This window comes from Actinomycetes bacterium, assembly GCA_035506535.1.
GTDB lineage: Bacteria > Actinomycetota > Actinomycetes > DATJPE01 > DATJPE01 > DATJPE01.
This window is the reverse complement of record DATJPE010000075.1, coordinates 1-22,487: the sequence shown is the minus strand read 5'-3', so window position 1 is coordinate 22,487 and position 22,487 is coordinate 1. Positions and strand designations below refer to the sequence as shown.

Annotated in this window: 26 protein-coding genes; 16 read left to right on the top strand and 10 right to left on the bottom strand. The window is 73.9% G+C overall.

Annotation, left to right across the window (positions count from 1 at the left end; genetic code table 11):
* Nucleotides 1-5: 5 nt before the first annotated feature.
* On the bottom strand, nt 6-740 hold the full coding sequence (gene cpaB, locus VMI11_12140) for a Flp pilus assembly protein CpaB (protein HTY73156.1): 735 nt from the start codon (nt 738-740) through the stop codon (nt 6-8).
* Nucleotides 741-890: 150 nt separating this feature from the next.
* On the opposite strand from cpaB, the gene VMI11_12135 reads away from it, so the two are divergent.
* From VMI11_12135 to VMI11_12100, 8 genes are read left to right on the top strand one after another with little or no spacing between them, the layout of a single operon-like run.
* The gene (locus VMI11_12135; GenBank protein HTY73155.1) at nt 891-1,409 is read left to right on the top strand and encodes a hypothetical protein; all 519 of its coding nucleotides are present in this window, start codon (nt 891-893) and stop codon (nt 1,407-1,409) included.
* A 33-nt stretch (nt 1,410-1,442) separates the two neighbouring features.
* Nucleotides 1,443-1,880, top strand: a complete 438-nt coding sequence (locus VMI11_12130) for an SRPBCC family protein (GenBank protein ID HTY73154.1) — start codon at nt 1,443-1,445, stop codon at nt 1,878-1,880.
* A 7-nt stretch (nt 1,881-1,887) separates the two neighbouring features.
* Nucleotides 1,888-3,087 (top strand): ArsA family ATPase, encoded by a 1,200-nt coding sequence (locus VMI11_12125; GenBank protein ID HTY73153.1) that lies wholly within the window; start codon nt 1,888-1,890, stop codon nt 3,085-3,087.
* Entirely contained in the window at nt 3,084-3,371 is a 288-nt protein-coding gene (locus VMI11_12120) for a hypothetical protein (GenBank protein ID HTY73152.1), read from the top strand. The genes VMI11_12125 and VMI11_12120 overlap by 4 nt, the downstream gene beginning before the upstream one ends.
* 28 nt (nt 3,372-3,399) lie before the next feature.
* Complete coding sequence (locus VMI11_12115) at nt 3,400-4,362, top strand: ROK family glucokinase (GenBank protein HTY73151.1); 963 nt, start codon at nt 3,400-3,402, stop codon at nt 4,360-4,362.
* A 12-nt stretch (nt 4,363-4,374) separates the two neighbouring features.
* Nucleotides 4,375-4,938 (top strand): TadE/TadG family type IV pilus assembly protein, encoded by a 564-nt coding sequence (locus tag VMI11_12110; GenBank protein ID HTY73150.1) that lies wholly within the window; start codon nt 4,375-4,377, stop codon nt 4,936-4,938.
* 2 nt (nt 4,939-4,940) lie between these two features.
* Entirely contained in the window at nt 4,941-6,617 is a 1,677-nt protein-coding gene (locus VMI11_12105; GenBank protein HTY73149.1) for a pilus assembly protein TadG-related protein, read from the top strand.
* Entirely contained in the window at nt 6,614-7,297 is a 684-nt protein-coding gene (locus VMI11_12100) for an endonuclease/exonuclease/phosphatase family protein (GenBank protein HTY73148.1), read from the top strand. Before VMI11_12105 ends, VMI11_12100 begins: the two co-directional genes overlap by 4 nt.
* Nucleotides 7,298-7,327: 30 nt before the next feature.
* Here VMI11_12100 and VMI11_12095 read toward each other — a convergent pair whose 3' ends face one another.
* Both VMI11_12095 and VMI11_12090 read right to left on the bottom strand, forming a co-directional pair.
* Nucleotides 7,328-7,993: a hypothetical protein gene (locus tag VMI11_12095; protein ID HTY73147.1), complete on the bottom strand. Its 666-nt coding sequence runs from the start codon at nt 7,991-7,993 to the stop codon at nt 7,328-7,330.
* 10 nt (nt 7,994-8,003) lie between these two features.
* Nucleotides 8,004-8,762 (bottom strand): alpha/beta fold hydrolase, encoded by a 759-nt coding sequence (locus tag VMI11_12090; GenBank protein ID HTY73146.1) that lies wholly within the window; start codon nt 8,760-8,762, stop codon nt 8,004-8,006.
* Between the two features lie 99 nt (nt 8,763-8,861).
* Here VMI11_12090 and VMI11_12085 point away from each other — a divergent pair, with 99 nt between their 5' ends.
* Entirely contained in the window at nt 8,862-9,602 is a 741-nt protein-coding gene (locus VMI11_12085; GenBank protein ID HTY73145.1) for a lysophospholipid acyltransferase family protein, read from the top strand.
* A 124-nt stretch (nt 9,603-9,726) separates the two neighbouring features.
* Here the strand turns inward: VMI11_12085 and VMI11_12080 are convergent, their stop codons facing one another.
* On the bottom strand, nt 9,727-11,208 hold the full coding sequence (locus VMI11_12080; protein ID HTY73144.1) for a glycerol kinase: 1,482 nt from the start codon (nt 11,206-11,208) through the stop codon (nt 9,727-9,729).
* Nucleotides 11,205-12,038: a DUF1028 domain-containing protein gene (locus VMI11_12075; protein HTY73143.1), complete on the bottom strand. Its 834-nt coding sequence runs from the start codon at nt 12,036-12,038 to the stop codon at nt 11,205-11,207. Before VMI11_12075 ends, VMI11_12080 begins: the two co-directional genes overlap by 4 nt.
* Before the next feature lie 28 nt (nt 12,039-12,066).
* On the opposite strand from VMI11_12075, the gene VMI11_12070 reads away from it, so the two are divergent.
* From VMI11_12070 to VMI11_12060, 3 genes are all read left to right on the top strand, one after another.
* Nucleotides 12,067-13,401 (top strand): 3-deoxy-7-phosphoheptulonate synthase class II, encoded by a 1,335-nt coding sequence (locus VMI11_12070; protein HTY73142.1) that lies wholly within the window; start codon nt 12,067-12,069, stop codon nt 13,399-13,401.
* Nucleotides 13,402-13,478: 77 nt separating this feature from the next.
* On the top strand, nt 13,479-14,957 hold the full coding sequence (locus VMI11_12065) for an Ada metal-binding domain-containing protein (GenBank protein HTY73141.1): 1,479 nt from the start codon (nt 13,479-13,481) through the stop codon (nt 14,955-14,957).
* Entirely contained in the window at nt 14,954-15,454 is a 501-nt protein-coding gene (locus VMI11_12060) for a methylated-DNA--[protein]-cysteine S-methyltransferase (protein ID HTY73140.1), read from the top strand. The genes VMI11_12065 and VMI11_12060 overlap by 4 nt, the downstream gene beginning before the upstream one ends.
* A gap of 14 nt (nt 15,455-15,468) precedes the next feature.
* On the opposite strand, the gene bfr is transcribed toward VMI11_12060, so the two are convergent.
* The 4 genes from bfr to pknB form a co-directional block, all read right to left on the bottom strand.
* A complete protein-coding gene (gene bfr, locus VMI11_12055) occupies nt 15,469-15,948 on the bottom strand; it encodes a bacterioferritin (GenBank protein ID HTY73139.1) in 480 nt (159 codons plus the stop codon).
* 16 nt (nt 15,949-15,964) lie between these two features.
* Nucleotides 15,965-16,168, bottom strand: coding sequence for a (2Fe-2S)-binding protein (locus tag VMI11_12050; GenBank protein ID HTY73138.1), 204 nt, complete (start codon nt 16,166-16,168; stop codon nt 15,965-15,967).
* 73 nt (nt 16,169-16,241) lie between these two features.
* Nucleotides 16,242-17,297, bottom strand: coding sequence for a 3-deoxy-7-phosphoheptulonate synthase (aroF, locus tag VMI11_12045; protein HTY73137.1), 1,056 nt, complete (start codon nt 17,295-17,297; stop codon nt 16,242-16,244).
* A gap of 160 nt (nt 17,298-17,457) precedes the next feature.
* Entirely contained in the window at nt 17,458-19,404 is a 1,947-nt protein-coding gene (gene pknB, locus VMI11_12040; protein HTY73136.1) for a Stk1 family PASTA domain-containing Ser/Thr kinase, read from the bottom strand.
* A 70-nt stretch (nt 19,405-19,474) separates the two neighbouring features.
* Here pknB and VMI11_12035 point away from each other — a divergent pair, with 70 nt between their 5' ends.
* The 3 genes from VMI11_12035 to VMI11_12025 are packed head-to-tail and all read left to right on the top strand — an operon-like array spanning nt 19,475 to nt 20,510.
* On the top strand, nt 19,475-19,825 hold the full coding sequence (locus tag VMI11_12035; protein HTY73135.1) for an Rv2175c family DNA-binding protein: 351 nt from the start codon (nt 19,475-19,477) through the stop codon (nt 19,823-19,825).
* On the top strand, nt 19,822-20,166 hold the full coding sequence (locus VMI11_12030; protein HTY73134.1) for a lycopene cyclase domain-containing protein: 345 nt from the start codon (nt 19,822-19,824) through the stop codon (nt 20,164-20,166). Before VMI11_12035 ends, VMI11_12030 begins: the two co-directional genes overlap by 4 nt.
* The gene (locus tag VMI11_12025; protein HTY73133.1) at nt 20,163-20,510 is read left to right on the top strand and encodes a lycopene cyclase domain-containing protein; all 348 of its coding nucleotides are present in this window, start codon (nt 20,163-20,165) and stop codon (nt 20,508-20,510) included. Before VMI11_12030 ends, VMI11_12025 begins: the two co-directional genes overlap by 4 nt.
* On the opposite strand, the gene VMI11_12020 is transcribed toward VMI11_12025, so the two are convergent.
* The gene (locus VMI11_12020; GenBank protein HTY73132.1) at nt 20,403-21,353 is read right to left on the bottom strand and encodes a phytoene/squalene synthase family protein; all 951 of its coding nucleotides are present in this window, start codon (nt 21,351-21,353) and stop codon (nt 20,403-20,405) included. The two genes, VMI11_12025 and VMI11_12020, sit on opposite strands and share 108 nt — an antisense overlap.
* Before the next feature lie 297 nt (nt 21,354-21,650).
* Between VMI11_12020 and VMI11_12015 the strand changes: the two genes are divergently transcribed.
* Complete coding sequence (locus tag VMI11_12015) at nt 21,651-22,364, top strand: DUF559 domain-containing protein (protein ID HTY73131.1); 714 nt, start codon at nt 21,651-21,653, stop codon at nt 22,362-22,364.
* The last annotated feature ends 123 nt before the right edge of the window (nt 22,365-22,487 follow it).

The following is a 22,487-nucleotide window of genomic DNA, read 5'->3' as shown; positions in this document are numbered from 1 at the left end:
GGAACTCAGTTCAGCAGGTTGGACAGGGACGTGGGAGGCAGGGACCGCACCGGCGTGCTGGCGGACACCAGCCCGAGGTAGAGCTGGCCCCGGCTCTGCGCGTAGATCACCTTCTGCGCGTCCTCCTGGGTCAGGGCGAGGGTGACGATGGTCGGTGAGACCGACCCGTTGCTCGAGGCCGACGGCGAGGCCTGCGGGATCGGCTGCGTGCTGCCGACCGTGATGACCGTCACCTTGGGCAGCAGGGTCGTGGTGACGGTGCCCCCCGAGCCCGCGGTCGCCGTCGGGTCGGGCACGGTCGCGAACACGGTGACCTGCGAGCCGGGACCGAGGAAGCCCGCGACCCGCTGCGGGTCGCCGAGCTGGATCGAGACGGCGAGGTAGCCGCGGGGCACCGGGATCGCGGTGACCCCCTGCGGCTGGCCGAAGCCCGCCCGCACGAGCTGCTGGCCGGGGTAGAAGGTGGTGATCGCGACCAGGTCGTTGACCGCGTCGATGCTGGTGAGGGCGCCCTCGGCCACGGCGTCCTGCGGGATGGCCTTGGTCGTGAACGCCCCCGCCGCGCTCGCCTGCGCCCCCGACGTGCCTACCGCGATGGTCGAGGTCGCCACGAGCACGTTCTCGGTGCGGCCCCGGGACGAGGCGCGGTGGTCGGCCCCGCGGACGTACCCGTAGACCAGCAGCGTGCCGAGGGCGGCGAGCAGCACCGCACTGACCAGCAGGATGGTGCGGCGTCCCATGGCGTCCTTCGCGGCTTGCGGGCCCCGACCGTACGCCCGGAAGGCTACCCAGTCCGCCCCGACGTCCCGGGCCCGGCACGCCTGCCCGACGCCGGCGTGGGCCCGTTCGGAGGGTCAAGGGCAGGGGCGGACCTGCCGAGGTCCACCCGTATGGAGTACGTCTCGCGCTGCCCCGCCTGCTCCTCCCTGGTGCGTCGCGGCCAGGAGTGGTGCACGCTCTGCCACGCCGACCTGCGCCCGCCGGAGGCGCGTCCGACCGCCCGGGCCGTCGTGGCCACCGAGGCCGCCGAGGGCATCGAGCCCGGCGAGCACCCGCACGCGGACGCGAGCCCCGAGGCGGGGGTCGGGGACCTCGACGTGGCGGCGGTCCAGGAGCTGCGGGCGCTGCTGCTGTCCGACCCCCCGGAACCGTTCACCGAGCAGCCGGCCCCCGCGGTCGGCAAGCACGCGCGCGCGGTGGAGCCCGAGACCCCGACGGGGGTCGACCCGGCCACGATGTCGGAGCTCATGGCCCGGCTGGCCGCGGAGTCCGGGGAGCCCCTCGGCGGCCTGCTCGCCCGGCTGCCGGAGTCCCAGGGGATGCGCATCCTGCTCGCGCTGGGCGTCGGTGGCACGCTGGCGGTGCTGTTCGTCGGCATCTGCTGGCTGCTCGGCCTCGTGCTGGGCTGACGCCCGGGGTCGCCTCGTCGGTAGGCTCCTCGGGTGGCCGATCGCACCGAGTCGAGCATCCACGTCGGGGCGCCGCCCGCGGACGTGATGGCCGTGATCGCCGACCTCGAGGCCTACCCGGAGTGGTCCAGCGACGTGAAGTCGGTCGAGGTGCTCTCGAGCGTCGAGCCCGACGGGCGCCCGTACGAGGCCCGCTTCGTCATCGACTCGGGCGCGTTCAAGGACAGCTACACCCTCGAGTACACCTGGACCGGGGACGAGCACGTGTCGTGGGTGATGTCCGAACCTGGCTCGCTGCTGAAGTCCATGGACGGGGAGTACGTCCTCGAGGCGGACGAGGGAGGCACCCAGCTGACCTACCGGCTGACCGTCGAGGTGAAGATCCCGATGATCGGGATGATCAAGCGCAAGGCCGAGAAGGTCATCGTCGACACCGCCCTCAAGGGCCTCAAGGCCCGGGTCGAGGGCTGACCTCCCCGTGCGCGTCGTCCTGTTCACGGGCAAGGGTGGGGTCGGGAAGACCACGACGGCTGCCGGTACCGCCGCGCTGGCAGCCGCGCGCGGCCTCAAGGCGCTGGTGGTCTCGACCGACGCCGCGCACTCCCTGCAGGACACTCTCGGCGCCGGGCGCGACGGCGTACCCGCCCTCGGGCCCGAGCCGGTCGAGGTGGCGGGCGGGCTCTTCGCCCAGCAGGTCGACGCGCGGGGCCGCTTCGAGCGCAGCTGGGAGGAGGTCCAGACCTACCTGCTCGAGGTCCTCGACTCGGTGGGCGTGGACCCGGTTGAGGCCGAGGAGCTGACCGTGCTGCCGGGGGCCGAGGAGGTCCTCGCGCTCCTCGAGGTGCGCGACCAGGTGCGCTCGGACCGCTGGGACCTGGTGGCGGTCGACTGCGCGCCCACCGCGGAGACCCTTCGCCTGCTGGCCCTTCCCGAGGCGCTCACCCGATACGCGGAGCGGGTGTTCCCGGTCGAGCGGCGCCTCGTACGGACGCTGCGCCCCATGCTCGACCGGGTGGTCGGCGTGCCGCTGCCCCGCGACCGCGTCCTCGACGCCGTCCAGCGCCTGGTCGCCGACCTCCGAGACGTGCGCGCGCTGCTGACCGGCAGCGACGCGAGCGTGCGCCTGGTGCTCACGCCGGAGGCGGTGGTCGTCGCCGAGGCGCGCCGCACGCTGACCTCGCTGGCCCTGCACGGCTACCGGGTCGACGCGGTCGTGGCCAACCGGGTGTTCCCGGCCTCCGTCGACGACGGCTGGCTCGCCGGCTGGGCGAAGGCCCAGGCAGAGCGGCTGCGCGAGGTGGAGGACTCCTTCGCCCCGCTGCCCGTCCACCGCTCGCCCTACCGCGCGGTCGAGCCGGTCGGCCTGGAGGAGCTGCTCGGGGTCGCCGAGCTGACCTACGCCGGCAGCGACCCGCTGGCCCTGCCCGAGGTCGCGGCCGGGATCAGCGTCAGCCACGACGGGGAGTGCTGGGTGCTGCAGCTGCCGCTGCCGCTGGCCCGCCGCACGGACCTCGACCTCATGCGCGCGGGCGAGGACCTCGTGGTCTGCGCGGGGACCGACCGGCGGGTGATCGCGCTGCCGAGCTTCCTGCGCCGCTGCAGCGTCGTCGGGGCGGCGTTCGAGGACGACAGACTGCTGGTGCGCTTCGTCCCGGACCAGGAGCGAGGGGCGCGGTGAGCGAGCACTCCCACCCGGCCGGGCTGGCCGAGGAGCTGGCCCGTCTCGTCCAGGCCCTCGACGGCATGGTGGCCACCGGCTCGGAGGACTGCCGCCTGTGCCCGGTGTGCCGGCTGATCGCCTTCGTCCGAGACCGCGACGACACCGAGGTGCGCCACGTCGTGGAGTCGGTGGGAGTCGCCGCAGCGTCCTTGTTGGGGCTGCTCGACTCCGTGCTGGATGATCGTCGGTTGGACGAGATGCGCAGGCGCCGCGGCGGCGTCGAGCACATCGACATCGGCTGAGCGGTCACGAGCGGTTCGGAGGCGAGAGGTGGCACTGGCCATCGGGGTCGACATCGGCGGCACGAAGGTCGCCGGTGGGCTCGTGGACGAGGACGGCGACGTCGTCCTGCGCATGCGACGCGACACCCCGTCCGTGGATGCCGCGGCCACCGAGGCGACCATCGCCGAGCTGGTGCTCGCCCTGGCCGCGGAGGCCGGCGAGGTGGAGGCGGTCGGGCTCGGCGCGGCCGGGTTCGTCGACCCCACCGGCTCGACGGTGCGCTTCGCCCCGAACCTCGTCTGGCGCGAGGAACCGCTGCGGGCCCGGGTGGAGACGCTGACCGGCTTGCCGGTCAGCGTCGAGAACGACGGCAACACCGCGGCGTGGGCCGAGGTGCGCTTCGGCGCCGGCCGCGGCGAGTCCGACGTCATCGTGGTGGGCGTGGGGACCGGCATCGCCGGCGGTCTGGTGATGTTCGGCCGGATCTACCGCGGCAAGTGGGGCACGGCGGGGGAGTGGGGTCACCTGCGCCTGGTCCCGGACGGGCGTCCGTGCGGGTGCGGCCGCCGCGGCTGCTGGGAGCAGTACGCGAGCGGCAACGCGCTCGTGCGTGAGGCTCGCGAGCGGGCCGCGGCGCTGCCGGAGGCGGCTGCCGCGCTCCTCGCGCGCGGCGACGGCACGCCCGCCGGTCTCACCGGCCCCATGGTGACCGCGGCCGCCCAGGCGGGCGACCCGCTGGCGCTGGCCTGCTTCGCGGAGGTGGGCCGCTGGCTGGGGCGGGGCGTCGCCGAGATCGTGGCCGTGCTCGACCCGGGGCTGGTCGTCATCGGCGGTGGGGTGTCGGAGGCCGGCGAGCTGCTCATCGCCCCGGCCCGTGAGGAGTTCGCCTCCGCCGTGGTGGGGGCGGCCTACCGCCCGCTCCCCGAGTTCGTCGCGGCCACGCTCGGCAACGACGCGGGCCTGGTCGGCGCCGCCGACCTCGCCCGGCTGCGCCGGGCCGAGCGCGGCTGAGCGGAGCCGGACGTGCTGCGCCGCCGCGCCCGCCTCGACGGCGACCGTGGGGCGGTCGCCGTCGAGGCGGCGCTGATCACCCCGCTGCTGCTGTTCCTGCTGCTGGGCATCATCGAGGTCACCATGCTGCTCAGGGACGACATCGCGGTCTCCGCGTCGGTGCGCGCCGGGGCGAGGACCGCGTCGGCGGAGCCGCGTACGGACGGGTTCACCGACGACGCGGCCGCGCAGGTCACCCGTGCCGTCGCGTCGCTGGACGGCGCCGGCCTCAAGGCGGGGGAGCTCTGGGTCTACAAGGCCGGGCCCAACGGCGAGGCGCCGGACGCCTGCTCGGTGGACTGCGTGCGCTACACGTGGGACGGCTCGCGCTTCGTCCGCGCCTCGGGCAGCTGGGACCCGATGACCATCAACGCCTGCCCGATGGACGCCCAGCATCCCGACGGTCCCGACGCGGTCGGGGTGATGCTGCGGTACCGCCACTTCTTCGTGACCGGGCTGTTCGGGACCGGGGTCACGCTGTCCGACAGCTCGGTGCTCAACTTCGAGCCCGTGCCTCCGACCCAGGGGTGCGCGTAGCGATGCGGCGGCTGCACGGCGACGACTCCGGTTACGTGGCCGTCCTCGTCGCGCTGTGCCTGCCGCTGTTCCTCGGGCTGTGCGCTCTCGCCGTCGACGTCGCCACGTGGTACGTCACCGGCGTCCGCGCCCAGAAGGCCGCGGACGCCGCGGCGCTGGGCGGCGCCGTGTACCTGCCGGCCGACACCGCCACCGCCCGCAGCGTGGCCCTGTCGCTGGTCGACGAGAACGGCTTCACCGTGGGCGGCGGCACCGCCGTCGAGGTCAACGAGGACGAGTCGCCGACCCGCCTGCGCGTCACGGTCAGCACGACGGTGCACAACACCTTCGGTGTCGTCCTGGGCCATCCGACGACGGTCGTGACCCGCACCGCCGTCGCCGACTACGCCGGCCCGATCCAGATGGGCAGCCCGTGCAACGTGCTGGGCAACGAGGCCATGGAGACGAGCCGGATCGGCTCCCCGGCGTGCGCCGGACAGACCGGCATCTACTGGCTCAACATCGCCGGGACCGACGTCAACAAGGCCCGAGGGGACGCCTACGCGTCCGGCTACTGCACCGTGCCCGACACGGACAACACGATCGACGGGTGCAGCAGCCTCGCACCGGCCGGCAACCTCTGGGGCGGGCCGACGAACAACCTCGACCACGCCGAGTTCACCAACCCCCCGTCGGACTCCGGCTACCTCTACGCCGTCCACGTGGCGAGCCCCGTCGCCGAGCTGAGCATCCAGGGCTTCGACCTGGGCTGGGTCGCCGTCGGGGACCGGTGCAACGCGCCGAGCCTCGCCGGCGCCGACGCGAGCGACGCGCCGAACCCCTACGTCGACGACGCGAAGAAGCGCTACGCCCCGGGGCCGGGGCCGTTCTGCACCGGTGACTCGCAGATGTCCAACCCGCAAGGGGACCCGACGTCGAAGGTCGAGACGGTGATCCGCTTCTACCGGCCCTCGCCGAGCGCGTCGCAACCGCTCGCCGGCGGGCAGGTCTGCCCGCCGCTCGTCCTGCCGGGCTGGGACCAGACCACGAAGCTCGCCGACGCGCTGGACGCGACGAGCCCGGCGTACGACCCGCTGCTCGCCCAGACCTTCCGCCGCTGGGACTCGGTGTGCACCGTGACCGCGCCCGAGACCGGCGACTACATCGTGCGGGTCACCACCAACGGGGGCGGGGGGCAGAACCGCTTCGCGCTGCGTGCCGACGTCGGCGGTCCGGCCGCGAATGCCGACGTCTCGGTGTCGGCGCTGGGTCGTGAGTCGCTGTTCAACAACGTGCCGGCCGGCACGACGGACTTCTACGTGGCCCGCCTCGACTCCGGCGCCGCGGGCCACGTGCTGCGGGTGGGCTTCTTCGACCTGGCCGACGCCGCCCAGCCGGTCGACGTCACGCTCCTGCAGCCCGACTCCGACACCCCGTTCACCGGGTGCAGCAGCGTGCCCGTCCAGGGCGCCACTGGCCACGGCCCGCTCTCGGGGTGCACGGTCACCACGACGACGACGACCAACGGGGGGCTGTGGCAGGAGGTCACCGTCCCCATCGACCCCGGCTACCGGTGCAGCGACGACCGGGACCTGTCCGCGTGCTGGGTCCGGGTACGTCTCACGACGGCCGCCGGCCAGGAGGACACGACGACCTGGCGGGCCGCCCTCGACGGCGACCCGGTGCGACTCGTCCAGTGACCGGGCTGCGCCTGGTCTCGTGGAACATCCGCTCGCTGCGCGACGACGCCGCGATGGTCGCCCGCGTGCTGCGTCACCTCGAACCGGACGTCGTGTGCCTGCAGGAGGTCCCGCGATTCCTCGGCGGGTCGCGGGCGTTGCGGCGCATGACGTCGCAGGCCGGACTCGACGTGCTCGTGCACCGCCGGCCGGCGCGACCGCTGGCCGTACTCGGTCGTCCCGGCATCACCGCTGGACGGTCGGTCGCCGTACGGCTGACGTACACCCCACGCCTGCACCGCCGCTCCTTCGTCGCGACCGAGGTGAACGTGCCGGACCGGCCCCGAGTGGTCGTCGGGTCGATGCACCTCGGGCTGCATGAGGACGAACGAAGCCGTCACGTCCCGGAGGTCCTGACCGCGCTGGCCGACCTCGGCCCGGGGCGGCGGATCCTCGCCGGCGACGTGAACGCGAGGCCGGGGGATCCTCCGTGGCGGGCCCTCGTGGCCTCGGGCCTGGTGGATGCCGGGGCGGCAGAGGGCGTACCCACGAGCACGGCGGCGAACCCCCACCAGCGCATCGACGCCGTGTTCGTGGGACCGGGGCTGCGGGTGCTGACATGCCGTCCCCCGGCCGGCATCGCCGACCTGCACCGAGCGAGCGACCACCTGCCGCTCGTCTGCGACCTCGAGTACGCCTGAACGCTCCGCCGCCGGAGGACCACTCGGGGCCTAGACGACCGCGCCGCCGTGGGGGTCGTCGTCGACGTCGCGGTTGCCCAGGCGGGCGACGAGGACCACGAACCCCGCCACGAACGCGATGCTGAGCAGCAGCGCCTGCCAGCCGAGGAAGGTCCAGCCGGCGAGGACGTACACGAGGCCGATGACCGGGACGCCGAGCACGGCCAGCCACGCGAAGCGGCTGAGCAGGTCGCCTCGGGGCACCGGCGGCGGGGGCGGGGGGACGTAGTGCTCCTCCTCGAGCGCCGCCGGCAGCTCGCCCTCAGCGGTGGTCGACGCGACCAGGTCCCAGCTCGTCGTCGTCGGCGTCGGGGCGGACTCGAGCCCCGCCACGATGCGGGCGAACTCCGCGTCCACCGCGGCGTCGTCCAGCCCGTCGGGACGATGCTCGACCTCCTCGCCGTCCGGGCCGTCCTCGTCCTGCAGCCCGCGCAGCACCGCGCTCGCCTGCTCGCGCGCCGCGGCGTCGACGTAGAGCCGGTCGGTCGGCACGAGGTTCGGGGTCACGTCGAGGTAGGGCCGCCGGATCCCCGGGTGCGGGTTGGTGTACGCGGCGACGCCGGCGCGACGCAGCGCCTCGAGGGCGGCGTCGGCCACGCGCGGGTCGAGGTCGGCGAGCAGGACCCACGAGGAGGCCGGGAGCCCGTTGTCGCGCACCGCGGGCCCCTCAGCCGGCCGCCGGGGCGGTGTGCCGCTGTACGAAGTTCCACGACCCCTCGAAGATCTCCTCGGCGTCGTAATCCAGGGTCGCGACGTGGTAGCTGCGCTGCAGCACGCGCTGTTCCACCTCCGCGGAGCCGACGCGGTCGAGCAGTACGCGGGTGCTGGACTCCTCCACGACGTGGTCCTGCGCGCTGCGGAAGACCAGCAGCGGGGCGCTGACCTCGTCGAGGTCAGCGGTCACGATGCGCCAGAACTTGGTGAGGGAGTACAGGGGCTTGAGCGGGGTGCGGTCGTAGGCGACCTCGTCCTGGCCGGGTTTGGCGATGTCGTTCGACAGCCCCTTGACGGAGGGGACCACGAGGCGAAGTGCCGGCAGGGCGAGGAGCACCTTGTTGTCGCTGCGCAACGCGGGGTTGACGAGGACGAGGCCGCGCACGATCTCCGGGTGCTGCTCGGCGAGGCGCAGCGCGAGCGTGCCGCCCATGGACAGCCCCATGACGAAGACGTCGCTGCAGCGGTCGGCGAGGTCGAGCAGCGCGCGCTGCTCCTCGGCGTACCAGTCGATCCAGCGGGTGCCCTGCATCTCCTTGACCGTGGTGCCGTGCCCCGGGAGGCGGGGGACGCTCACGCTGGCACCCCGGTCGGCCAGGTAGTCCGCCCACGGCCGCATCGAGGCGGGTGAGCCGGTGAAGCCGTGGCAGAGCAGCACCCCCACCGGACCGCCGTCGCGCCGGTAGGCCTCGGCCCCGGGTCTGACGCTCACGTGACCTCCTGGCATCACCGACGCGCTACCTTGGCGCTGCTCGACCGTGGGTCCCCGCGGACCTACGCTTCCTCGCATCGTCGCACGCGGAGGTGGCGGTTGTTCTACTGGATCCTGAAGTACCTCGCCGTCGGGCCGCTGCTGCGCGTCCTCTTCCGGCCGTGGGTCGAGGGCGAGGAGAACGTACCCGCCGAGGGGCCGGCGATCATCGCGAGCAACCACCTGTCCTTCATCGACTCCTTCTTCATGCCCCTCGTCATCCAGCGGCGGGTCACGTTCCTGGCCAAGTCGGACTACTTCCGCGGGCGCGGCCTGAAGGGCCGCCTGACGGCCGGCTTCTTCAAGGGCGCGGGCCAGCTCCCGGTCGACCGCTCCGGCGGCCGAGCCTCTGAGGCGGCGATCCGCACCGGACTGCGCGTCCTCGGGCAGGGCGAGCTGCTCGGCATCTACCCCGAGGGCACCCGCTCCCCGGACGGCCGGCTCTACCGGGGACGTACCGGCGTGGCCCGCCTCGCGCTGGAGGCCAAGGTGCCGGTGATCCCGGTGGCCATGATCGGCACCGACAAGGTGCAGCCGATCGGGCGCCGGCTTCCCCGCCTCGGGCGGGTCGGGATCCGCTTCGGCAAGCCGCTGGACTTCTCCCGCTACGAGGGCATGGAGGGCGACCGGTTCATCCTGCGCTCGGTGACCGACCAGATCATGTACGAGCTGATGGAGATCGGCGGCCAGGAGTACGTCGACGTCTACGCCACCAAGGCCAAGGCGGACATCGCCGAGGCGCGGCGCGCGGCGCGCGCCGAGGCGACCGAGTTCAGCGAGGACGACGCCCCCGCCGCCTGAGCCCCTCTCCCCGCTCCCACGTGTGTCGGGATCAACGTCACTCCGAGCCCCGGGAACGACGGACAACCCGCCACCTGACGCACGATCGGGTGGGGACGAGGGATCGATCGGTGGGGGGCAGGGGTCAGGAGATCGCGGCCCAGCCCTTCGCGCGCTCGACGGCGGCTCGCCAGCACCGGTACGCCCCCGGGTCCGGCGGCCCCGCCGGCTCGAAGCGGCGGTCGAGCTCCCAGGTGGCGCGCAGCTCCTGGGTCGAGCCCCAGACGCCGGTGCCGAGCCCGGCGAGGAAGGCCGCGCCCAGGCCGGTCGTCTCCAGCACCCGCGGCCGCTCGACGGGGACGCCGAGCTGCCCGGCCTGCAGCTCGCAGAGCAGGTCGTTGGCCGCCGCCCCGCCGTCCACGGCCAGTCGCGGCAGGGGCACCGCGGCCTCGCTGGTCATCAGGTCGCAGACGTCGCGCACCTCGAAGGCGATCGCCTCGAGGGTCGCCCGGGCGAGGTGCGCGCGCGTCGTGCCCCTCGTGATGCCGATGATCAGCCCGCGGGCCTCCGGATCCCAGTCCGGCGCCCCGAGGCCGGTCAGGGCCGGGACGAAGACCACCCCGCCGGAGTCGGGCACGCTGCGGGCCAGGTGCTCGGTGTCGTTGGCCGAGGCGACCATCTCCAGGCCGTCGCGCAGCCACTGGACGGCCGCGCCGGTGACGAAGACCGCGCCCTCGAGGGCGTACGTCGTCTCGCCCCGGGGGGAGCGCCACGCGACCGTCGTGAGCAGACCCGAGGTGGAGGCGACGGCGACCGGGCCGGTGTTGGCGAGGATGAAGGAGCCGGTGCCGTACGTGCACTTGCTGGCGCCGACGTCGTAGCAGGTCTGGCCGAACATCGCCGCCTGCTGGTCGCCCGCGATCCCGGCGATCGGCAGGTCGAGGCCCAGGAACGCCGAGGGATCGGTCCGAGCGACCTCGCCCCAGGAGGGGACGACCTCGGGCAGCGCGTCCAGCGGCACGCGCAGCACGTCGGCGAGCTCGGCGGACCAGGCCCCGGCGTGGATGTCGAAGAGCAGGGTGCGCGAGGCGTTCGACGCGTCGGTGACGTGGTGCAGGCCACGGGTCATCCGCCCCACCAGATAGGAGTCCACGGTCCCCACCGCCACCCGTCCGGACGTCACGCCCGCCCACACGTGCGGCTCGTTCTCGGCCAGCCAGGTCAGCTTGGTGCCCGTGAAGTACGGGTCGAGGCGAAGGCCCGTCCGGGCTCGGACCAGGTCCTCGTGCCCGGCCTCGCGCAGCCGCGCGCACAGCGCCGAGGTGCGTCGGTCCTGCCAGACGATGGCGGGTCGGGGCGCGCCGAGGGTCTCGCGGTCCCAGAGCACCGCGGTCTCGCGCTGGTTGGTGATGCCGACCGCGGTCGGGACGTCGTCGACACCGTCGAGCGCGGCCCGGACCGCGAACAGGGTCGCCTGCCAGATCTCCTCCGGGACGTGCTCCACCCAGCCCTCGCGCGGGAAGTGCTGCGGGAACTCGCGGTAGCCGCGGGCCAGCACGCGGCCGTCCTCGGAGACGACGAGCGCGGTGACCCCGGTGGTCCCGGCGTCGACGGACAGGACGCTCATCGGGTCAGCAGCCGAAGGTGCTCGAGGACCAGCGGGTCGATGCGTCCGGGCACGAGTCGCTCCTCGAGGTTCTCCACCCCGGCCCACGAGGCGAGGGCCGCCTCGACCGGGTCCTGCTCATGACCGACCCTGGACAGCCGCTCGGCGACCTCGGCTGCCAGCGGGCCCTCGAGCGGCAGGCAGGTGTCGGGGTCGGGGCGGCCGAAGAGCATCTCGTGGATGTCGAGCAGGCGCTCGAGCTCGGGCACCGGGTCGGCGTGGTCGTCGACCCTCAGGTCGACGAGGACGTCGCTGCCCCCGCCGTAGCCGCCCTCGGGCGTGACGACGTACACGGCCGCGCTCTGCCTCCCTCGCGCGTCCCCGCCGGCCCGGTCGCCCGCGGCGATCACCGCGAGCAGCCGGCGGGCGAACGGCGCGCCCTCGTCGGTCGCGAGCCACGCCCGCTCCATCGCCTCGACCACGTCGGGGCCGGTCAGGATGTTGCCCTGGATGGCGTACCCGTCGCCGTGCACGCCGCCGGCCCAGGACAGGCAGGTCGAGCCCGTGTAGGTCGCCGAGCCGCCGTGCGCGTCCACGACACCGAGCTGGCGGTCCGCGGCCTGCTCGTCGGCCGCGACGAGGATGTCCACGGTCTCCCGGGCGCTGCGGCCCTCGCCGAGCAGGGCCATCCCGTCGCGGCGATAGGCGAGGTTCGCCCACGCCTGGGTCGCCAGGGCGCCGACACCGGCCGCGGCGGCCGGGACGACGGCCCCGACAGCGAGGAACTTGGAGGCGACGGCGACGCCGTACGTCGTCCCGTCCGCGCTTCGCGCCACGATGGAGAAGGTCACCCGGCGCACACTAGTTACCCTCGTTCCCGTGAGCGACGCTGACCTCCTGCGCTGGCCGGACCTGCCCGCCGCGCAGCAGCCGGAGTGGCCGGACGCCGAGGCGCTGGCGGCCTCCCTCGCCGAGCTGCGCTCGCTGCCACCGCTCGTCTTCGCGGGGGAGTGCGACGACCTCAAGGCCCGCCTGGCGTCGGTGGCCCGCGGCGAGGCGTTCCTGCTGCAGGGCGGGGACTGTGCCGAGACCTTCGACGGGGTCGTGGCGGACACCATCCGCGGCAAGCTGCGCACCGTGCTGCAGATGGCGGTCGTGCTGACCTACGGCGCCTCGCTTCCGGTCGTGAAGCTCGGCCGCATCGCGGGCCAGTTCGGCAAGCCACGCTCGGCGGCCTTCGAGACGCGCGAGGGCGTGACGCTGCCGGCGTATCGCGGGGACATGGTCAACGCCCTGCCGTTCACGCCCGAGTCGCGCCGCCACGACCCGCGGCGCCTGGTCGAGGCCTACCACCGCTCGTCGGCGACGCTGAACCTGGTGCGCGCCTTCACCCAGGGCGGCTACGCCGACCTGCGCCAGGTGCACGCCTGGAACCAGGACTTCGTGCGCGAGACCGCTGCCGGGGAGCGCTACGAGCGCCTCGCCGGCGAGATCGACCGGGCGATGGCGTTCATGCACGCCGCCGGGGTGGACCAGGAGTCCTTCAAGCGGGTCGACTTCTACGCCGGCCACGAGATGCTGGTCCTGGACTACGAGAAGGCGCTGACCCGCATCGACTCGCGGACCGGCCAGCCCTACGACGTCTCCGGGCACTTCGTGTGGGTGGGCGAGCGCACCCGCCAGATCGACGGCGCGCACGTGGACTTCGCCGCGCGCATCCGCAACCCGATCGGGGTCAAGATCGGTCCGACCGCCTCGCCCGAGGACGTCCTCGAGCTCATCGCCCGGCTCGACCCGGACCGCGAGCCCGGTCGGCTGACGCTGATCTCGCGGATGGGCGCGCGCCACGTCCGTACCGCGCTGCGTCCCATCGTGGAGAAGGTCGTGTCGCACGGCCACGAGGTGGTGTGGGTCTGCGACCCCATGCACGGCAACACCTTCGAGACCGCGTCCGGGGTGAAGACCCGCTCCTTCGACGACGTCGTCGAGGAGGTGCGCGGCTTCTTCGACGTGCACCGGGGCGTGGGGACCTGGCCCGGCGGCATCCACGTGGAGCTCACCGGCGACGACGTGACCGAGTGCGTGGGCGGCGCCGAGGGGCTGACCGAGGACGGCCTGGAGCACCGGTACGAGACGGCCTGCGACCCCCGGCTGAACCGGCGGCAGGCCCTCGAGCTGGCCTTCCTCGTCGCCGAGACGTTGGCCTCCGCCTGACAGCGGGACCGAGGCCGGCCAGCGGCGGGTCCGAAAACCGCCAGCCGTACGTCGGACCGCCGAGGCAGCATGGACGCGTGGAGATCGGGACCGGCCTGCCGGACGTCGAGACGGCCTACCGCGCCGTGCAGGGGCGCGATCCGCGCTTCGACGGCCGGCTGTTCCTCGGCGTCACCTCCACCGGGATCTACTGCCGCCCGTCCTGCCCGGCGCGTACGCCCAAGCCGGAGAACGTCCGCTTCTACGCGACCGCCGCGGCGGCGGTCGCGGCCGGGTTCCGGGCGTGCAAGCGGTGCCGGCCGGACGCGCTGCCGGGCAGCCGCGACTGGGACCACCGGGGCGACCTCGTGGGCCGCGCGTTGCGGCTGATCGCGGCCGGTGCGGTCGACGACGCAGGGGTGGCCGCGCTGGCCCGCCGGCTGCATGTGAGCGAACGCCACCTCCACCGCTCCCTGGTCGCCGAGCTCGGCGTCGGGGCGCTCGCCCTCGCCAGGACCAGAAGGGCGCAGACCGCGCGGCTGCTGGTCGACGAGACCGACCTCCCCCTCACCGAGGTCGCGTTCGCCGCGGGGTTCGCCAGCATCCGCCAGTTCAACGACGTCATGCGCGAGGAGTTCGGCTGCCCACCCTCGGCGCTGCGCCGCGCGTTGCGCGCCCCGCACGAGACCGACGGACGGACGCCCGGCCGGGGCGCACCGCTCGTCCTGCGCCTGGTCCACCGCGAGCCGTACGCCGCCGGCGCCTGGCTGCGCTGGCACGAGGCGCACGCGGTTCCTGGCCTGGAGGAGGTCGTCGACGGGACCTATCGGCGGACGCTGACCACCACCAAGGGCCCCGCCGTGGTCGAGCTGACGCCCGGCGCGGGGCACCTGCTCGCGCGCCTGCACCTCGAGGACCTCGGCGACCTCACCGCCACCGTCGCGGCGCTTCGGCGCAGCGCCGACCTCGACGCCGACCCGACGGCGGTGGACGGCGTCCTGGCCGCCGACCCCCACCTCGCGCCGCTGGTCGCGAGGCGGCCCGGGGTGCGCGTCCCGGGCACGGTCGACGGTCTCGAGGTCGCCGTGCGGACCGTGATCTCCCAACAGGTCTCACTCGCCGGAGCCCGGCGTCTCACGACGCGGCTCGTCGAGGCGTACGGCGACCCGCTCGCGCCCGCCGCGCTGGTCGGCACCCTCACGACCTGCTTCCCCACGGCTGAGGCGCTGCTGCGCGCCGACCTCACCTCCCTCGGCCTGACCGGCACGAGGCAGCGCACGATCCAGGCCCTGGCGCGCCAGGTCGAAGCCGGGGACCTCGACCTGACGCCGGGCGCGGACCGCGAGGACACGCGTCGGAGACTGCTCTCGCTGCCGGGCGTCGGCCCCTGGACCGCGGACGTCATCGCGATGCGCGCCCTCGCCGACCCGGACGCCTGGGTGGCCGGCGACCTCATCCTGCGGCGCGCCGTGTCGCGACGTGGCGCTGATCCGGAGGCCTGGCGCCCCTGGCGGGCCTACGCCGCCCTCCACCTGTGGACCAACGATGCCCTCGAACCGACCCTGGAGGTCCGATGAACCCGCTCGACGTCCTGATGACGCCCATCACCGGCGGGACGCTCACCGTCGTGGCCGACGGCGGGGTGGTCGTGGCCTCGGGCTACGACGACGGCGTCGTCGCGCGCATCCCGGCCTCGCTGCGGTCCCGCGGGACGCGGAACGTGGGCCGGATCGAGGCGGTGTCGGAGGCGATCGAGGCCTACGAGGCCGGCGACGTGGGCGCCCTGGACCGGGTTCCGGTCGACCAGCCGGGCGGGGAGTTCTACCAGGCCGCGTGGCAGGCGATGCGGCAGATCCCGCCGGGGCAGACGTGGAGCTACGCCGAGCTCGCGGCCAAGGTCGGCAAGCCGACGGCCGTACGCGCCGCGGGGTCAGCCTGCGCGCGCAACAACGTGGCGCCGTTCGTGCCCTGCCACCGGGTCGTGCGCAGCGACGGTTCGCTGGGCGGCTACGCGTACGGCCTACCGGTCAAGCGGGCCCTGCTGGCCCACGAGCGCGGCACCCCCGCCGGCTGACCGAGCCAGCGGCGTCAGGAGGAGGGCTGCTCGATCAGCTGGGCCACGAACAGCGGCTCGCCGAGTCGGGCCAGCAGCTCCAGCTGGGTCTGCAGGTAGTCGATGTGCTCCTCCTCGTTGGCGAGGATCTCCTCGAAGAGGCGGGCGGAGGTCACGTCGCCGATGGAGCGCATGTACTCGATGCCGGAGCGCAGCCGGTCCACCGCGTCCACCTCGACCGCCAGGTCGGACTCGAACTGCTCCTGCAGGGTCTGGCCCACCCGCAGCGAGAACAGGCGCTGGAAGTTCGGCAGCCCCTCGAGGAACAGGATCCGGTCGGTGAGGACCTCGGCGTGGTGCATCTCCTCGATGGACTCGGCCCTGGTGTGCGCGGCGAGCTTCACCAGGCCCCAGCTCTCCTGCATCCTCGCGTGCAGGAAGTACTGGTTGATCGCGGTCAGCTCACCGGTCAGCTGGTCGTTGAGGAACTCCAGGACGCGCGCGTCTCCCTGCATGCGCGCGAGCCTAGCGTCAGCCCGCCAGCGCCTGCGGGGCCAGGCGCGGGCGGACCTCGCCGCACTCGCGCCGGATGACCTGCTCGATGTGGTCGCGGCAGCCGCCGCAGCCGGTTCCCGCGCCGGTACGGGCGCCGACCGCCTGGACGTCACGCGCGCCGTCGGCGACCGACGCCGCGACCTGCGCGACGGTGACGGCGCGGCACATGCAGACGTACACGGGTAGCCCCTCCCAGCCAGGCAAGCCTCACCTTATCGGCTCTCGAGGGGCTCCCGCGTCCGCCGTTCGGTCCTCACCCGACGGCCACCCGGACGGCGTCGAGCGCCGGCCGGCGTCCCAGCAGCGGCGGCAGCTGGCGCACCGCGGCGGCCAGCGCCCGCAGGTCGCCGTCGACGAGGGCCTGCGCGCCGTCGCAGCGGGCGGTCTCCGGCTCGGGGTGCACGTCGACGATGAGGCCGTCCGCGCCGACTGCGATCGCGGCGCGGGACAGCGGGACGACCAGGTCGCGCCGCCCGCCGCTGTGCGACGGGTCGACGATCACCGGCAGGTGCGAGAGGCCGTGCGAGACGGCCACCGCGGCGATGTCCAGGGTGTTGCGCGTGGCGGTCTCGAAGGTACGGATCCCGCGCTCGCACAACACGATGTCGAGGTTGCCGCGCTGCGCGACGTACTCCGCCGCCATCAGCCACTCCTCGACCGTCGCGCTCATCCCACGCTTGAGCAGCACCGGCTTGCCCACCGACCCGACCGCCTGCAGGAGCCCGAAGTTCTGCATGTTTCGGGTCCCGACCTGCAGCATGTCCGCGTACGTCGCCACGAGCTCGACGTCGTGGGCGTCGACGACCTCGGTCACCACCGGCAGCCCGGTCTCCGCGCGGACGTCGGCCAGGATCCGCAGCCCCGCCTCGCCGAGGCCCTGGAAGGCGTACGGCGAGGTACGGGGCTTGTACGCGCCGCCGCGCAGCAGCGCGGCGCCGGCGGCGGCGGCCATCCGCGCCGACTCCAGGGTCTGGTCCGCGGACTCCACGGCGCACGGCCCGGCGATGAGGGTGAAGGTGTCCGGCCCGATCGGGACGCGACCCTCCGCCGGCCCGACGTACACCGTCGTCATCGCCGGATGGTGCTCGCGCGAGACGAGCTTGTACGGCGAGGAGATCCGCATCACGTCGGCGACGCCGTGCATCGCGCGCAGGTCGAGCGAGGCGAACAGGTCCACGTCTCCCACGAGCCCGACGACCGTGCGGGTCACCCCGCGGCTGACGAAGGCCTGCCCGCCCGCGTCCGCCACGACGGTGACGAGGGCCTCGACGTCCTCGTCCGTGGCCTCGGCGGCCATCACCACGACCATGTCCTCGCTCCTGCTCTGGCAAACGAAAGAGCCCCGGGGGTTCCCGGGGCTCTGGCGGTCGGTGCGCGGCGTGTCAGGCCGACCGGCGGGGGAGCCCCGGGCGGTAGTAGCCGAAGAACCACGAACGACGCACAGCACAGACCCTACCAGCCGGGCGGGATCAGACGATGGTGAGGGTGATCACGGTCCCCTTGGGCTGCATGCTGCCCGCCCCCGGGCTCTCGCGGCGGACGGTGTCGAAGAAGCCGCCGAGGATGTTGTAGCGGCGTACCTGGAATCCGGCCTGGGTGAGGATCTGGGCCGCGTCCTCGTAGCTCTTGCCGGTGACGTTGGGCACGGCGAACAGCTGCGGACCCTTCGACACGACGAGCGCGACGGTCCGGCCCTTGGCGAGCGTCCCGTGGTCGGGGGACTGGCTGATGACGTCGCCCTGCGGCACGGTGGAGCTGTAGGCGCTGGTGGTGCTCGCCTGCAGCCCGAGCTGGGCGAGCTGCGCGGTCGCGGCCGTGACGTTGGTCCCGGTCAGGTCGGGGACCGGGACCGGCTTGGGCCCGCGGCTGACGACGACGTCGACGGCCGTGTTGCGGGCCACCGGGGGATCCGTCGGGCCGAGGCTGGCGCGGATGATCAGGCCCTTGGCGACCGTGTCGGAGTAGGCGCGGGTCTGCTCCCCGAGGGCAAGGTGTGCCTTGCCGAGAGCGGCCTGCGCCGCCGGCACTGTCAGGAGGGTCACGTCGGGCACGGCGTAGCGCTCGGGTCCTTTCGACAGCACGAGGGTCACGGTGGCGTGGCGGTGCATGCGAGCGCCCGGTGGCGGGTCGGTCGACTTCACCTGTCCGGCCGGCACGGTCTCGCTGAACTGCGGGGCCGCGGTGCGCACCCGTAGCCCGGCGGCGGTCAGCTTCGCGGTGGCGCGCGCCTGGGAGAGGGCGAGCACCGACGGCGTGCGTACCCACTGCCCGTTGGTCATCCACCAGGTGCCGTACCCGGCGCCGGAGGCGAGGGCGAGAAGCAGGAGGAGGACCAGGGGGACCAGCCACCAGCGCCGGCGGCGCCGGGCCCCGGTGGGCAGCTGCGGCGGACCGCCGACGGCGCCGGGACCCTTGCGCGGCGTGGCCGGGCCGGAGGAGGCGGTCGTGTCCGGGAGCGCCACGACCGGCTCGGCCGCGGTGGGTCGGGTCACGGGAGTGGCGAGCGCGATCGTGGGCATCCGCTGCGGGTCCGCGGCCGGGCCGAGGGCGTCGGCGGGAATCGCGCGGCGCACCTCGCGGACCGCCTGCAGGAGCCGGCCCGCGTCGGCGGGCCGCTCGTCGGGGTCGCGCCGGGTCGCCCGGGCCACCAGGGCGTCGACGGCCGGGTGGATGCCGGGCAGCGCGCGCGAGGGAGGCGGCACGTCCTCGTTGACGTGCTGGAAGGCGACGCTGAGCGGGGAGTCGCCGGTGAACGGCGTCGTCCCGGTCAGCAGCTCGTAGAGCATGACCCCGACGGCGTAGACGTCCGAGCGCGCGTCTCCCGGCTGGCCCTTGGCCTGCTCGGGAGACAGGTAGGCCATGGTGCCGAGGATCACCCCCTGGGTGCGGGTCGTCGCCCCGGCGCCCGCGGCGGAGGCGAACGCGCGGGCCAGGCCGAAGTCCACGACCCGCACGCGGCCGTCGTCGGCCAGCAGCACGTTCTCCGGCTTGACGTCGCGGTGCACGATGCCCGCGGCGTGGGCCGACGCCAGCGCGGCGAGGACCGGGTCGATGGTCTCCAGCGCCTCGGCGGCCGAGAGTCGCCCCTGCCGGTTCAGCAGGTCGCGCAGCGTCTCCCCGGGGACGTACTCCATGACCAGGAAGACGCAGCCGGCATCCTCGCCCTGGTCGTAGACCGCGACCACGCCGGGGTCGTTGAGCCGCGCCGCGGCCCGCGCCTCCCGGCCGAAGCGGGCCACGAAGTCAGCGTCCTCGGCGTAGTGGCCGTGCATGACCTTGATGGCCACCGGGCGGTCGAGACGTACGTCGACGCCGCGGTAGACCGTCGCCATGCCCCCGCGCGCGATCAGCTCGTCGACCCGGTAGCGGCCGTCGAGCACCCGCCCGACGACCGGGTCGGACACGCGCGTCGTCACTCGCACCACTGTACGTGCGCTGTGACGGATGAGCCCGGAGGTGCGAGCAGGGGTCTGGCAGGCTGGTCCCATGAGCGAAGCGCCGACCGCGCTGGTCCCGAGCTGGCTCACCCTCCCCGACGCGGCCGAGGCGCTCGGCACCGACGTCATCCGGGTGCGTCAGGCGATCCGCGACCGGGCGCTGCTCGCCTTCCGGGTCGACGGGGTCCTCGCCGTGCCCGCCGCCTTCGTCCAGGACGGCCACGTCCTCAAGGGCCTGCCGGGGCTGCTCACCGTGCTCCACGACGCCGGGTTCTCCGACGACGACGCGCTGCGCTGGGCGTTCACCCCTGACGACTCCCTGCCGGGGACCCCCATCGAGGCGCTGCGCGCGAACCGCGGCAAGGAGGTACGTCGCCGCGCGCAGTCGCTCGCCTGGTGAGCCATCTGGCCTACCTCGCGGTGCTCGCGCTCGTCCTCGTCGGCTCCGGCTGGCTGGAGGTGCTGCTCGGCGTGCGGGTGTGGCGCCGCCCGCGCCGGCTGGCGCTGACCCTGCTGCCCGTGGTGGCCGTGTTCTATGCCTGGGACGTCTACGCGATCGCGCACGGCCAGTGGAGCTTCGACCCGCGTCGGGTGCTCGGGGTCCGGTTGCCGGGCCACGTCCCGGTGGAGGAGCTCGCCTTCTTCGTCGTCGTACCGGTCGCGGCGCTGCTCACGCTGGAGGCGGTGCGCAAGGTCCGGGGCTGGCCGGTCGGCGACGAGGACGACGGGCGGCCGCGATGACCTACACCGCCTTGTCGCTCACCGCGGTGGGCTTCGCGCTCGTTCTGGACCTCGTGCTGCTGCGCACCCGCCTCGTGCGCCGTCGCGTGTTCTGGGTGTCCTACGCGATCGTCCTCGCCGGACAACTGGTCACGAACGGGGTGCTCGCGGGGACACGCATCGTGCGCTACGACGCCGCCACGATCACCGGGCTGCGCGTCGCCTGGGCACCGGTCGAGGACCTGGGCTTCGGGTTCTCACTCATCCTGCAGACGCTGGCGTGGTGGGTGTTCTGGGGGCGTCGATCGGCGCGCCGCGCGCCCGCGGACGTACGCCCGGCCGGCGACGGCCAGCCGTCGCCGTAGCGGCACGGACGCCCGCCGGTCGAAGACCTGGAAGTCGATGCGCTCGACCTCGTCGACGATGCCGCAGTAGAGCACCCGCGCCGCCTCGATGCACGGCCGGCTGGTGGGGTGCAGCAGCGCGATGCCGGGATCGGCGGCGAGGGCGAGCCGGCGTACCCGCGCGATCTCGAACCGCAGCAGGTCCCGCACCCGCTCGTCCACGACCCGCTGCTCGAGGTCGGCCCGATTGAGGCCGAAGCGGGCCAGGTCCTCCAGCGGGAGATAGACGCGGCCGCGGTCGAGGTCCTCGCCGACGTCGCGGATGAAGTTGGCGAGCTGGAAGGCGGTGCCGAGGTCGCGCGCGTAGGGGGCGGCGCGGGCGGCGTCGAGCGGCTCGAGGATCGGCACCATCTGCTCGCCGATGACCGAGGCCGAGCCGTGCACGTAGCCCATCAGGTCGTCGTAGGTCTGGTACTCGCCGACGGTGAGGTCCATGGCCATGGACGCCAGGAAGTCCTCGACGTGGGACACGTCGATGTCCCAGCGCCGGATGGTGTCGACGACGGCGCGCAGCACCGGGTGCTCGTTCACCCTGGGGGACCCGACCGCCTCGTGGAACGCCTTGGTCAGCTCGTCCAGCCGGGCCGCCGGGTCCTGGCCGGTCTCGGGGGCGTCGACGATCTCGTCGGCGTAGCGGGCGAAGCCGTACAGCGCGTGGACGTACGGCCGCTTCTCCCGCGGCAGCAGCAGCGTCGCCAGGTAGTACGTCTTGCCGTGCCGGGCGTTCAGCCTCCGGCACTCCTCGTAGGCCGCCCGCAGGCCGGCATCGGTGATGCCGGCCGCATCCAGGTCGCGCCCGCTCACGGCCCCCACCGTACGGACCGGCGGCCCGCCCCGCAGGCGGAGCCTGGCCCCGGTCAGCCTGGTGGTCAGTTGGCGCCGGCGGAGTGCCGGGCCGCACCGTAGGCCCCCGGGGCCGCACCCCGCCGGCCACGGCCGCACCCCGCCGACCAGGTCTTCTGCAGAAGTCCCATTTGTCCGATTTCCTGGCTCGCAGAACTGCACAAAAGGGACTTCTGCAGTGTGGACAACCGACGGAGGCGTCCACAACTGCTGCACCGGCCCACCGCCGGGTGGGTCCATCGGCGCAGCCTCGCGAGGGTGTACGCGTACGCGGTGCTGTCCCACACGTCGGCGGCCGAGTACGACGACCTGCCGCTGGTACGCCGTCCCGACGAGCGACACCTGACGGTGCCCCGTGCCTGTCGACCGAGCGTCGGACCCGACGTCCACATCTGGTGGGCCGACCTCAAACCGTCGGAGGTCCGCCGGATGGCCGACCCTCCGCCCGGGTCCACGGCCTTCGTGACGGCTCCGACGCGCACCGTCCTGGACTGCGCCAGGTACCTGCCCTTCCGGGAAGCCCTGGTGGTGGCCGACGCCGCGGTTCGCCGCGGGTTGACCACGCGGTCGGCCCTCAGACGGCGGGCGAGCAGGATGCGCGGCCCCGGATCCCCGGCCGCCCGGCAGGTCGCCGAGCACGTCGACCGGCGCTCGGAGTCCCCGCTCGAGTCCATGCAGCGAGGACTGCACATCCTGTTCGGCTTCGGCGATCTGGTCCCACAGGTCCTCATCGAGGCGGCGGGCGTCCGATTGCGGGCCGACTTCGCCGACGTCCGGCGCAAGATCGTCGTCGAGACGGAGGGGGCGACGCACCGGACGCCCACCGGGCTCGCCGCCGACGTGCGCCGCTACACCGCGCTGGCTGTCGACGGGTGGCTGGTGGTGCGTTTCACCTGGGCTCAGGTCGTGTTCGACCCGGCGTACGTCGTGAGCGTCCTGCGCGCCGCGTATGCCGCTCGCCCCCGGTCCTGACCGCGTTCACCGGCCCTGACCCGGCCCTGAGCGCGTTCCTCCGTCGAAGCCGATCCCAACTCCCCGTCGTTCTGCAGAAGTCCCATTTGTCCGGCCGATGGTCCCCGCAGAACTGCACAAATG

Bases quoted from the DNA above. Each gene is read 5' to 3' on its own strand.
- VMI11_12135 (HTY73155.1), top strand. From the start codon at position 891: ATGGAGTACGTCTCGCGCTGCCCCGCCTGCTCCTCCCTGGTGCGTCGC.
- VMI11_12035 (HTY73135.1), top strand. From the start codon at position 19,475: ATGAGCGAAGCGCCGACCGCGCTGGTCCCGAGCTGGCTCACCCTCCCC.
- bfr (HTY73139.1), bottom strand. From the start codon at position 15,948: ATGCAGGGAGACGCGCGCGTCCTGGAGTTCCTCAACGACCAGCTGACC.
- VMI11_12025 (HTY73133.1), top strand. From the start codon at position 20,163: ATGACCTACACCGCCTTGTCGCTCACCGCGGTGGGCTTCGCGCTCGTT.
- aroF (HTY73137.1), bottom strand. From the start codon at position 17,297: ATGGTCGTGGTGATGGCCGCCGAGGCCACGGACGAGGACGTCGAGGCC.
- VMI11_12080 (HTY73144.1), bottom strand. From the start codon at position 11,208: ATGAGCGTCCTGTCCGTCGACGCCGGGACCACCGGGGTCACCGCGCTC.
- cpaB (HTY73156.1), bottom strand. From the start codon at position 740: ATGGGACGCCGCACCATCCTGCTGGTCAGTGCGGTGCTGCTCGCCGCC.
- VMI11_12105 (HTY73149.1), top strand. From the start codon at position 4,941: ATGCGGCGGCTGCACGGCGACGACTCCGGTTACGTGGCCGTCCTCGTC.
- VMI11_12060 (HTY73140.1), top strand. From the start codon at position 14,954: ATGAACCCGCTCGACGTCCTGATGACGCCCATCACCGGCGGGACGCTC.